This is a genomic window from Paenibacillus sp. FSL F4-0236, assembly GCF_038000135.1.
Lineage (GTDB): Bacteria > Bacillota > Bacilli > Paenibacillales > Paenibacillaceae > Paenibacillus_AQ.
In genome coordinates, this window is the sequence record NZ_JBBOBK010000001.1 from 52,668 (window position 1) to 65,495 (window position 12,828).

Here is a 12,828-nt window from a genome sequence, read left to right on the forward strand (position 1 = left end):
AGGTAAAAAATGTATTCGTCATTCCAGGAGGGTGGATCTGTGAAGAAGTTATGGATTTCAATTTTAGTAGTTTTAGTAGTCTTTCCGATGATGTTTCAATCATCTGTAAAGGCTGCTACTCCGATCAGTATTATTATTGACGGGGTTCGATTGTCTACAGATCAAGCACCGGTGATGGTGAATGGGCGGACGATGGTGCCGTTGCGGGCTATTTTTGAAGCCTTTAATGCCACCATCAAGTGGAATCAAAAAGCACAAACTGTAACTGCAACTAAAGATGATACAACGATTATGTTAAAGATTGGCTCAAAGACCGCCACCATTAACAATAAGGCTGTAACTCTAGACGTGCCTGGTTTGAATCTGAAGGGGAGAACGATGGTACCAACCAGGTTCGTCAGTGAAGCACTGGGCCATGAAGTAGGATGGAACCCCAAGACGCAAGTTGTAACTATAACGACTTCAGCCTCTAACGTTGGAAATGCAGGCCCAGTATCCAACGTAGTAGCGCAGGATGTGAGTGATTTCGGTGATGGTCGTGATCTTCAGGTTAGTTTCACTCGAGCGGCAAATGAATCACTAGTGGATCATTACCGTGTTTTGATTGTGAAATCAGGGAATATTCTCAACTTGTCGTCCGCACAAACGATAACCTCTTACAATTATTCTACGGTATTACCAACAGGTACTAATCCTTCGATTAAATTAACTTCTGCTTCGAGGACTGTTGATGGTGATTCAATTAAGAGTAATCAAGCGTATGTGGCTTATGTCTTGACGGTTGGCAAAGGAAGTAACGCCAGTGCACTTTCTAGTGGATCCTCCACTATGACACTAGTGAATAAGACTGTAGCGGCAATAAATAATGTACAAGTAAATGATATAAGCGATTATGGAGATGGAAGAGATTTATCGGTCAGCTTCAATAAGCTGTCAGATGAGTCGAAGGTAAGTTCTTATCGGATATTTGTTGTCAAAGCTACTAATTATTCGAATTTTAATTTAGCTACAGCAAATAATGTGACCAGTGCTAATTACACGTTAGTCAGCAAGACGGGAAATAATATCACGCAAATTTTATCTTCAGGAGCCAGAGATGTGGACGGAGCTCTTGTTAAAACTGGCGTGAACTACAGAGTGTTTGTCATGGCGATTGATAGCAGTAATGCAGCAAATAATGTATTATCTTCTGTTTCATCTGCAATTACGCTGTCCAACATAGGGGTTTCTAACTTAAGTGTTAGCGACGTTAACAACTATAATGATGGCCGAGATTTGAGGGTGTCATTTACTCATGCGACGGACGAAACCTATATTAGCCAGTATCGTATCCTGGTAGTTCCGACGTCATATTACAGTAGCTTTAGTTTAGCTGAAGCCAATAATATATCGAGTGCCTACTATACAGCAGTGAGTACAACAGGTACTACAACCAATCAAGTATTGACTTCATCAACCAGAGATGTACGTGGAGCTTTGATAAAGAATGGAGTCAACTATAAAGTATATATTTTATCTATTGGAAGCAGTAATACTGGCAATGTGCTTTCGTCACCTTCATCGGTCATTACGTTGTTGAATGATTCTAGTGTGAGTATCGTCTCAAACTTGAGTGTCAGTGACGTTAACGACTATGGTGATGGCCGAGATTTGAGAGTGTCCTTCACTCATCCGACGGACGAAACCTATATTAGCCAGTATCGGATTATGGTAGTACCCACATCCTATTATAGTAGTTTTAGTTTAGCTGAAGCGAATAATGTATCAAGTAGCAACTATACATCGGTGAGTACATCTGGGTCTTCTACCAGTCAGGTATTGAATTCGTCAACTAGAGACGTTCTCGGAGCTTCGATAAAGAATGGAACTAGCTATAGAGTATATGTGTTAACCATCGGAAGCGGGATTTATTGGGATTCGAATGTGCTCTCTTCCGCTTCATCGGTCATTACTTTGTTGAATGATTCTAGCGTAAAAGCCGTTACAAACTTGAGTGTCAGCGATGTAAATGACTATGGCGATGGCCGGGATCTAAAGGTGTCGTTTAGCCATGCCACAGATGAAACGAACATTAGCCAATACCGAATTATGGTGGTGCCTACGTCCTATTACAGCAGCTTCAGCCTATCCGAAGCGAATAATGTATCCAGTTCCAACTACACTTTGGTAAGTACTTCAGGCAACAGTACGAGTCAAGTCTTAGACGCCTCAGCCAGAGACGTACGTGGCAATTTGATAAAGGATGGAACCAGCTATAAAGTGTATGTGTTATCTGTCGGTAGTGGGAATTATGCCGGTCCAAATGCTTTGTCCTGGGAGTCATCGGTTATTACGTTGTCTACTACTAAGAGCCCAGTGAGCTCTGTAACCAATGTAACGTATAAAGAGGAGAATGGGAGAATCCTGATTAGTTTCGTAAAATCAGCCAATGAGTCCAATATTTCTGAATATCGAGTATTGGTGGTTCCTTCCAAACAAGGGTTTGGCTCTGCGGATGCTATTGAGGTGAGATCCTCGTATTATACGTCTGTAACCCCTAACGGGACGAATCCTTCAATATTCACTGCGACTAGGGATGTAAACGGAGATTCAATTGTTAAAGGTGTCAAATATAAGGTTTATGTTCTTGCTGTAGCGAATAATAGTGGTGTACAGAATGGTGGTCTTTCAAATTCAACAGAAGAGTTTGAAATATAACCGAAATAAAGTTATTGTAAACATTTCAAGTTGACACCCTGTGTGATTTATCATATTATAATTCGTATTGTTATAAGTAAATAAACCAAACTCTATCCAGTGGATGGAGTGGCGGAATTTTGTCAAAGATGTATTCTTTGGTTTCAGTCGCCCCTTGTCATTTCGATGACAAGGGGCTTTATTATGTGATTTGGACGGTTCAATAGGACGGTTCAACAGAAAGGAAAGAAGATTACGATGAATATGAAGTTACTCAAATATGCTTTACTAGTATTTATAGGAGCATGTAGTTATGGATCGCTGTCAACGATCGTCAAGCTTGGAATGAACGATGGATTTAGAATGCAGCAACTGGTCGGGGCGCAATACTTTTTTGGATGGTGCATGCTGCTCTTGTTAGTTGTATTATTTTCCCGGAAAAAACTCGGATTAAAGGTAGGTGCTTCGTTATTAGGCGCGGGGATTACCATTAGTATGACGGGTATTTTCTATGGGTTTGCCGTTGAACAATTACCTGCTTCGATTGCGATCGTTCTCTTATTCCAATTTACTTGGATTGGTGTGATTCTGGAGGCTGTTGTAGATAGAAAATGGCCTAGTCGAGAGAAAATAATTTCAATGGTTATCCTTCTGATAGGAACCATATTAGCTGGGGGGATTCTAGAACCTAGTGTAGGCGAAATGACTACGAGTGGTATTGTTTTCGGTTTGATGTCTGCGGTGTCGTTTGCCTTTTATATTTTTGTCAGTGGGAGAGTGGCTACGCAGGTACCTGCTGTGAATAAAAGCTTGTATATGACTACAAGTGCAATGATTATTATTATGGTTGTTTTTTCCCCTTCCTTTATTTATGACGGAGCACTTACAGATGGACTTTGGAAGTATGGTCTTCCTTTAGGGTTGCTTGGTATAGTTATTCCTGTGCTTTTCTTTTCTATTGGTGTTCCGAAACTGGGATCAGGTCTGGGAACGATTCTTGGTGCGGCGGAGTTGCCGGCAGCTGTTGTAGCCTCCGTGTTAGTCCTGCAAGAAGAAGTATCCCTACTTCGCTGGGTTGGAATTTTCGTTGTTCTGATCGGAATTGCTGCACCACAAATCATACCGATGCGAACAGGGAAAAAGTCACCTAAACCTTCCTCCAAACCATCACTCCGTAAGGTAGAACTTTAAACTGTATACTAACATCGATGGTATGATCAGGTCCTTATAGGATGAGATCATCAATCGGTGTTTTTTTTTGCGAAAAAAGATTGGTGTTAATTTTTCTGGTATGGCGAATCATTGTCTATTATATAGTGGTGCTATTCTATTTAATGGAGATGACCACTGATGAACAGAAATGACTATGACTATTTTAAGTCTTTGCACGATCAAGAAAATCCGCTAATGCTATATAACTGCTGGGATGTAGCTTCGGCTAAAGCGATAGAAAAAGCTGGTTCAAAGGCTATAGCCACAAGCAGCTTCGCTATGGCGGATGCATGGGGGTATTCGGATGGTGAACAGCTCTCATTTGAGCAGCTACTGTGGGCTGTTACGAGAATAGCAGAACATGTATCTGTGCCATTGACGGTAGATATTGAGGGTGGGTATGCTGTAGATGTAGAGTCCTTAGCCAATAACATAGAACAATTATTCCAATTAGATATATGTGGGATCAATTTCGAGGATCAAAAGGTGAATCATCCGAATGATGAATTATGGGCAATCGAGGAACAAAGTCATCGTATTCGAACTATACAGCAAGTGGCAGCCAAACTTCAAAAAAGTGTGTTTATTAACGCCAGAACCGATCTCTTTTTCAAAAATGGGGAGCATTCTTTGGATTTAGTGAATGAAGCAATTGAGCGTACCTGTGCTTACGCTGCTGCTGGAGCGGATGGAATTTTTATACCAGGACTCACCGATCGAAACTTGATTGAATATTTTGTGCAGCAGTCGCCACTGCCTGTAAATGTTATGGTGATGGATGGTATGATTTCAAATGCTGAATTGCAGGAGCTTGGCGTAAAAAGAATTAGCTATGGTCCATATAGTTACTTTCAAGCACTGCATCATCTTCAAGACGATGCCCGGTCCATTCTGCAGCCACCCGCACATTATTTAGAAATGAGCTAACGACACTATGATCACGAATAAACAGCAAATCGATAAATATTATGAGATGTTAGTCGAAAAAAACTCCAATTATGAAGGTGTATTTTTTGTCGGCGTAAAAACAACAGGCATCATGTGCAGGCCAACTTGTCCGGCTAAAAAGCCATATAAAGAAAACTGTGAGTTTTTCGCAACAGCCAAAGAAGCCTTGTTAGCTTCATATAGACCGTGTAAAAGATGCCAGCCTTTGTCCAATCCGACAAAAATGTCCTCAGAAGTAAAGCTTCTTGTTGAAGCTATAGAGCGTAATCCGGAAAGGAAATGGACAGATAAAGATTTTGATGAGCTGTCGATTAGTGCAAATACTGCACGCAGACAATTTAAGAAGCAATTCGGAATGACCTTTATTGAATATGCACGTTCCAGACGTTTAGGACTGGCATTCAAACATATCAGGAATGGGGATTCTATCATTAACGCACAACTGGATAGCGGGTACGATTCGAGTAATGGATTTAGGGATGCTTTTTCAAGAACGATGGGAACGGTCCCGAATCACTCTAAGCAGATTAAAGTGCTCTACTGTACCTGGATAGAAACGATATTAGGGTCTATGCTTGCGATCTCAGATGAAGAGTGCCTTTTACTGCTGGAATTTGTGGATCGAAAGGGACTTGAGAACGAAATTAAGAAATTACGTACTCGCTTGAATGCAACTATTTTGCCTGAAAAAGTACCGGTGCTAGAGCAAATTGAAGAGGAATTAACTCTTTATTTCGAAGGGGAACTTACGGTGTTTAAATCACCGATTCGTTATTTAGGTTCTGATTTTCAGCAAAAGGTATGGAATGAACTTCGAAGAATTCCTATAGGCCAGACGGTCTCTTACAAGGAGCTTGCAGAGAACATAAACAACCCTTCAGCTTGTCGAGCTGTAGCCAGAGCTAATGGAGCGAATCAATTATCGATCTTGGTTCCGTGTCATCGCGTGATCAATAGTAATGGTGAATTAGGGGGCTATGGCGGCGGCATGGCAAGAAAAGAATGGTTAATCAATCACGAGAACAACCTTAGTTCGAAGGTAGCTTATTAACTAAAACCATACTGAACTCGATGTGTCTGAAAGTCTGGATACGTCGTTTTTTTATGCTTTTGCCAGATTTAAAAGTACTGTTTTAAGCAAAAGAAGGAAAAATTATGAATTCACAACAATATCCAATTGTGTTAGCATAATATATATTTTCATAAGAAAGCGAGCCTTATCTTAGGAGATTGGAGTGAACATCATGCTGAAGGTTCTGATCGTGGATGATGAGCCCTGGGTGCTTGAAGGGCTGAGAACGATGATTAACTGGGAAAAATATGGCTTTGAAGTGTGCGCGGAAGCCCATAATGGCTCAGAAGCATTGAGACTTATACAAGAATATAAACCTGAATTGGTCCTAACGGACATTAATATGCCGGTTATTAACGGTCTCGAGCTTATCGCAAAATTGAATGAAGTGATGACAAAGCCTCCGAAATTTGTGGTATTGACTGGGTATGATGACTTTAAATATGCACGTACGGCATTGCAGCAACGAGTGAATGACTATTTATTAAAACCTATTGATGATGATGAAATAGAGTCCTTATTAAGCAGGATTACGCCTATGATTCAAAATGAAATCGCTTCCAACGAGGAGCTTGATAAGAAGCAATTTTTTATCGTAAACAATATTATCAACCGTCTAATTCAAGGTGAGTGCAACGAAAATTTAGAGCTTCTAACCCAGAGCACGTTGAAGCTTCAAGCGAATGCAGAATTAATGTGTATTCTTATCGAACCAGCCACATCTTTGAATCCATTTCTTCCACGAACCGTCGACTACTTTCCTCAGGAAAGTATACATTTCTTTCAAGATCGATCGGGAAGAACAGGGATCATTCTTGAGTCTGCTTCTATTGGGAATGAGAGTCTGGACGCTATTGTCAACCAGATTCGTTCGGATTTCGCTGAACAATCACATGAGCCGGTACTCCTGGCGATTAGTACTAGGGGGGTAGGCGTGTGTTCAATTCGAGAAATCTATATGCAGGCGCTTGATGTATGGAAACGCAAGACACATCAGCAGAAGAAGGGGGTTTTTCATTATTGTGAGCTTAGGGCTCTAAAGAAGAATGAACACCATGAGGATCACTTCAAACTGCTGCTGGATAAGGTTCTGGCAAACGATATAGAACAGATACAGCCATGTGTAAAAGAAACGTTTGCTTTTTTCGTAGAGAATCTATTGACGATTGAAATCGTGCAAGCCCAAGTGGCTCATTTGGAGCTTACAATTTGTACACTTATAGCCCAAATGAATGGTACTCCAGATACGATGATGATAAAGATTCAGCAAGAATATGGAAATTTAGGGGAGTTAAATGATTATTTTGCATTAAGCCGCTATGTTCAAAGTCTATGTATGCTGGCGACGGCCTATTTATCTGAATTAGAGCAGCAGAATGAACAAAATACGATTTACAAGGTGATTCAGTATGTGGATCGTGAATTTCGGAATAAATTGAAGCTTCAGGATTTAGCGCGGCAATTTCATATCAATTCTACCTATTTGGGACAGCTTTTCAGGAAACAAACGGGTCAGGGCTTTAGTGAATATTTAAATGCCAAAAGGATTGAGGAAGCCAAAAGTCTGCTTAAGCGAACGCAGCTGAAAATATCGGATATTGCGGTGCAGGTGGGATTTTCAAATACAGACTATTTTATAGACAAGTTCAAGCTGATTGTAGGGGTAGTCCCATCCGTCTATAAAAATGAAAATAAAAACCAATAGCTCTAGGGGAAGCAAGGTGTTTCGTATGGAGAGAAAAAAATTCAGATTTAGAAAAGTAGTCAATGACATTCCACTGAACTATAAATTTTCCCTCATTTATATTATTGGTGTGCTTCTCCCTATCATTATTATCAACCTTGTTTTTTTGGATCGGATTTCTGATTTGATCAAATCCAGAGAACAGCAAAACTTAGAAATCTCTTTAGAGAGGGCCAGAAAGGATATTCAGGATTTCATTGAGGGTGGAGTAGCAGTTAGCTATACGCTGTCCTCCGATAAGAATCTGTATGAATTGCTAGAGCGCAGGTATGGGAACATGATTGAATTTTATGACACCTTCGACGAACAGCTTCGAGATCGGATGAACAGTTATATGCCAGTTAACAATCAGCTTGAACGAATTACTGTATTTACGAATAATGACTCCATTGTTTCCGGGAGTAACTATCAGGTCATCACGGACAAGGTAAGGGAGAGTGAGTGGTATAAGCAGTTCAGTGCTGCGAATAAACATATGTTTCTTGCTGCTTATCAAATGAGCTCAGCGCCTAATGTGGCTTCTAATGCCCCGTATTTAAGTGTAATTGAACGAATGGATGTATACAGCTCACTGAATACCTATGAGAAGCTGCTTAGAATTGACCTGGATATCAGTAAAATATATGACATTATAATTAGAGAAAAGGATTATTTGAGTCTTTACCTGGTTAACGGGCAGGATGAAATCATTATGTCTGCTCAGAGCGGGTATCAGAGAGGTACGAAGGATCCTTATCCTGTATTCGAGCTTCAGGATGATGAGCGCAAGGAAGACATACATATTGTACCCGTTGGCGGGGCTAGTTATATAAAAAGCTGGCGAATTATAGGGGTTACGCAGGGGGAGCGTATTGCTCAGGCCATTCTGGAGATTCGAATTTATGCGGGTATTTTGGCGTCCATTGTCACCTTGCTCACAACCGCCTTTCTATATGTGATGTTAAGATCCTACAATTATCGGGTGAAACGGTTGTCTAGGCATATGCAGAAAGTAACGAATGAGAAATTCGATCTTATTCAAATCGATGAAGGACAAGATGAGATTGGTGACTTGATTCATAACTTTAATAGAATGACCACTAAAATTAATTCTCTAATTAACGATGTATACAAACTAGAGATTCAAAAGAATAATCTGGAGATGGAAAGAGTAAGGGCTGAACTGAATTTCTTGCAAAGTCAGATGAATCCCCATTTTCTCTTCAATACTTTAAATGCCATTTTAGTGGTCTGTACCAAAAATAATTATTCAGACGTTACAGACATCATTAAGAGTTTATCCAAGTTGCTCAGAAGACTACTTAGCTGGAAAGAAGATCTCGTTACATTGGAAGAAGAAATGACGTTCATTGAGATGTATCTGAAAATAGAAAAATTCCGGTTCAGAGATAAATTTGATTATCAATTTGAGATCGATGAGCAGTCGCTGCAATATAAAATTCCAAAGCTAAGCATGCAGCCTTTAGTAGAAAATTCCTGTAAGCATGGTCTGCAGGCCATAGAAGGACTCGGTATCATTAAAGTAAAGACGGAAATCGAGGATAGTCGTTTGCAAGTTACAATTTCAGATAACGGTAAAGGGATCGAACCAAGCCAGCTTAAAGAAATTTTATTTAATGTTCAAAATGAAGAAGCCTCCTCAGGAACGAATATCGGAATCCGCAACGTGTATCGCAGACTGGAGCTATATTATGAAGATCAGGTTCGCTTTGAAATCAGCAGTGTCCCGAATGAAGGGACTGTTGTCACGTTTGGCATTCCGCTAAAGCTCCTGGAACGAAAAAATAGCTAGAAGGTGAGGGAGCCTATGAAATACAAAGTATTGTTGATCGATGATGAGCCTAGTGCTCTTGAGGGGATGCAGCTATGGATAGACTGGCAGGCGCTTGGCTTTGAAGTATGTGGAACCTCCAGTAATGGCAAAGAGGGCTTACAGTTAATAAAGCAGCTACTGCCGGATCTTGTCATTACAGATGTAAATATGCCGCTAATGAATGGTCTGGAAATGGTTTCCGCCTGGCAGCAAGAGGAGACTAAACCGATTAAGTTTGCCATACTAAGCGGTTATAGTGAGTTTGAATATGCTAAGACAGCTATACGTTATGGCATTAACCATTATCTGATGAAACCGCTTTTCGAAGAAGAGGCGTCAGAAGAATTGAAGGAGATATATCGGGAATTAGAACAGGAAACTCAGAAGCGAAGCTTAAATCAAATGGCAAACTCAGAGGAAGTTGTCTCTCTTCTTAAGAGCATTCTGAATGAGAAGGCAGAAGATAAGTCAGACTTTACAGTTCTTACACGTCTATCGGAAGGCAAAAGCCTTTGGAATATTTGTTTACTACAGACAGACCCGACGATGTATACGGAAATCAGAGAGAAAGCAGTAGCTCTCCTAACGAATACGGAATCGATGTTTCTGATCGATCTGGAGGCTTTTTGCTTTGGAATCGTATACGGCTATCCTTCGGAGTCTGATGAGGGTGCCGCAATATATCCTGCAGTAGCTCCCTTGCTGAATGAACACCCTAAGCAAGCCATGTATATTGCAGTAGGGGATAGCGAGGGCTCTTTGCTTCAAATTGCGAATAGCTACCGAACGGCGAAGGAAGCGTTAATGTATTATTTTTATAATTCGGATCATTCAGGATTCTTGACCTATCAGGGAACCAAAGATAGTCCCTTCAGCTATCACTATGATCAAATTCAACTGATGGATGACTTAATGAGACCCATTAACACACTGGACATAAAAGGCTTTAAACAAGCTGTGGGCTTGGCCTCTCGCAGTTTTCGTGAGATGCGCATCGCTCCAGAGGTTGTGAAGAAGATCGTTATTCATATTATGTATAAGATCGTTGAGTTTACTTCGAAAGCTAGTGAAGTTCAGGTATCCTCCTTGTTAACCCAAATAACAATCCCCGAAATGCGGGACTCGATGATGAAGTTGAACGATTTAATGCGTAATCTTTTATCATGTGGTGAGGCGAGTATTGATATTCTTCTAAAAGAACAAATCCAAAAATCACAGGGGATTGTACAGGAAATCAACAACTATATTGAAGCGCATTATCACGAAAATCTTACAATTAAAAAGCTGTCGGAGGTATTCTTCCTGCATCCAGTGTATCTGGGACAATTATTGATCAAGAAGAATGGCATTCATTTTAATGAGCAGCTGCATGACCTCCGGATTAAGGAATCTGCGCGTTTACTTCAACACAATAAGCTGAAAAACTGTGAGATCGCCGAGAAAGTAGGGTATTCCAATTATAGTCAGTTTCTCAAACAATTTGAAAAGAAGATGAAGATGAGCCCTAATGAATTTAAACATACGAATACCTAAACTTTTTGGGGGTACACCTTTAGTTCTGGTGTATTATCAATGGCATCATCACCTCTATAATTTAACTTGTAAGGGCTTACAATATGGTTACACCAACAAAATATGGAGGTGCTTTATGGGGGGCAAGTCAATATCAAAGTTCAAACTTAGTCTGATTGCTGTGTTATCCCTAAGTTTTGCTCTAGCAGGGTGCGGTGGAAATAACAGCGGTAATACTGCTAAGGGGGAAAACAAACCGGCAGAAACAACAGCTGCAACTGCAACTGGAACCGATGATAAGAAGGTAGAGCCTTTTGAAGTTAGTATCTTTCTTGGAGAAGCAGGTCAGCAACCCACACCAGATAACAAAATTTACAAGATGATCAAAGAAAAAACAGGCGCATCATTCAATTTTGAATTCTTGGCTGGAGACCTTAAACAGAAGCTTGGCGTTATGATTGCCGGTTCGGATTATCCAGATCTGATGAGTTCCAATACCCAACTGACGGCAGCAGGTGCATTTATTCCTCTCGAGGACTTAATTGAAGAACACGCTCCGAATTTGAAAGCGCATTACGCAGCTTACTGGAACATGATGAAGGATCCCAATGATGGACACATTTATACACTTCCAAACTATGGTGCGTACAATGGTGAGATGAATACAACCTATTACTCTGGCCCAGCTTTCTGGATTCAGAAAGCTGTACTTAAAGATGCCGGTTATCCAACGGTTAAAACTTTGGACGAGTATTTCGATCTTATCGTGAAATATAAAGAGAAAAATCCAACCATTGATGGTCAACCAACAATTGGGTTTGAGATTCATAACAAAGACTGGAGAAACTGGGGATTGTTTAACGCTCCTCAGCATCTGATCGGTCATCCTAATGATGGCGGAGTAGTAGTTAAGGATAACGTAGCAGAAATCTTTGCGGATAAAGACTATGCAAAGCAGTACTATAAAAAACTTAATGATATGAATGCGTTGGGTATTATTGATAAAGAAGCATTTGTAATGGATTATGACCAATATTTAGCTAAATTGTCTAGCGGAGCCGTACTGGGAATGTTTGATCAGCACTGGAACTTTGGTAAAGCAGAAGATTCACTCAAGACACAAGGGAAAGATATGAGCACTTATGTAGGTCTGCCTCTTGTGTATGATACTAACACCAAAGATTATTATCTGGATCGTCCTGCTCTTAACTTGAATAATGGATTCGGGATTACTGTCAATGCTAAGGATCCAGTGAGAATCCTTAAACTTATGGACACATTGATTCAAGAAGATTGGCAAAGAACCCTCACTTGGGGGATTGAAGGCGAAGATTATCAAGTGGTAGACGGTCGCTTTATAAGAAACCAGGAGCAACGGGATAACGCAGTTGATGCTACATGGAAGCTAAGTAACAAAGCAGAAGCTTGGTATGCTACCGCTCCGAAAATGCAAGGGTACTTTGCAGACGGTAACTCAACGGATGCGGCAGCCCAACCAGAAGAATATAAAGCAGGGTTGGAAGCGTATGACAAGGAAGTTCTTGACGCATATGGATTCAACAGTTATGTAGATTTCTTCAGTAAGCCTGGACCGAACCCAGTGGCTTATCCTGCTTGGTCGATAGATCTTGTTGAAAATTCTCCAGCAAAAATTGCCGATACGAAGATGGGAGAAGTTAAGACCAAGTACCTGCCAAAAGCAATCTTGGCTAGCCCTTCCGATTTCGATAAAGTTTGGACTGAATTTGTTGGAGAACTTCATAAAGCGGATATTAAAGCTTACGAAGACAGAATCAATGAACAGCTTAAATGGAGATTTGATACTTGGAGTGTTAAATAGTTAGAGCTTGC

General features: G+C 40.5%; 8 protein-coding genes. All 8 read left to right on the forward strand.

Translation table 11 applies throughout. The features are described 5' to 3' along the window. The first annotated feature begins 39 nt into the window (after positions 1 to 39). On the forward strand, positions 40 to 2,697 hold the full coding sequence (locus tag NSQ29_RS00310) for a copper amine oxidase N-terminal domain-containing protein (RefSeq protein ID WP_341124054.1): 2,658 nt from the start codon (positions 40 to 42) through the stop codon (positions 2,695 to 2,697). 243 nt (positions 2,698 to 2,940) lie between these two features. Continuing rightward, positions 2,941 to 3,867: an EamA family transporter gene (locus NSQ29_RS00315; protein ID WP_339267131.1), complete on the forward strand. Its 927-nt coding sequence runs from the start codon at positions 2,941 to 2,943 to the stop codon at positions 3,865 to 3,867. A gap of 159 nt (positions 3,868 to 4,026) precedes the next feature. Then, on the forward strand, positions 4,027 to 4,815 hold the full coding sequence (locus NSQ29_RS00320; RefSeq protein WP_341124057.1) for an isocitrate lyase/PEP mutase family protein: 789 nt from the start codon (positions 4,027 to 4,029) through the stop codon (positions 4,813 to 4,815). 7 nt (positions 4,816 to 4,822) lie between these two features. Continuing rightward, entirely contained in the window at positions 4,823 to 5,887 is a 1,065-nt protein-coding gene (locus tag NSQ29_RS00325; protein WP_341124058.1) for a bifunctional transcriptional activator/DNA repair enzyme AdaA, read from the forward strand. Between the two features lie 193 nt (positions 5,888 to 6,080). After that, positions 6,081 to 7,613 carry a response regulator transcription factor gene (locus NSQ29_RS00330; protein ID WP_341126709.1) on the forward strand — a complete coding sequence of 511 codons (1,533 nt, stop codon included), beginning with the start codon at positions 6,081 to 6,083 and terminating at the stop codon, positions 7,611 to 7,613. A gap of 25 nt (positions 7,614 to 7,638) precedes the next feature. Beyond that, complete coding sequence (locus NSQ29_RS00335; protein ID WP_042194513.1) at positions 7,639 to 9,444, forward strand: sensor histidine kinase; 1,806 nt, start codon at positions 7,639 to 7,641, stop codon at positions 9,442 to 9,444. A 15-nt stretch (positions 9,445 to 9,459) separates the two neighbouring features. Further along, positions 9,460 to 10,998 carry a response regulator transcription factor gene (locus NSQ29_RS00340; protein WP_149645044.1) on the forward strand — a complete coding sequence of 513 codons (1,539 nt, stop codon included), beginning with the start codon at positions 9,460 to 9,462 and terminating at the stop codon, positions 10,996 to 10,998. A 115-nt stretch (positions 10,999 to 11,113) separates the two neighbouring features. Further along, positions 11,114 to 12,817, forward strand: a complete 1,704-nt coding sequence (locus NSQ29_RS00345) for a sugar ABC transporter substrate-binding protein (protein ID WP_341059509.1) — start codon at positions 11,114 to 11,116, stop codon at positions 12,815 to 12,817. The last annotated feature ends 11 nt before the right edge of the window (positions 12,818 to 12,828 follow it).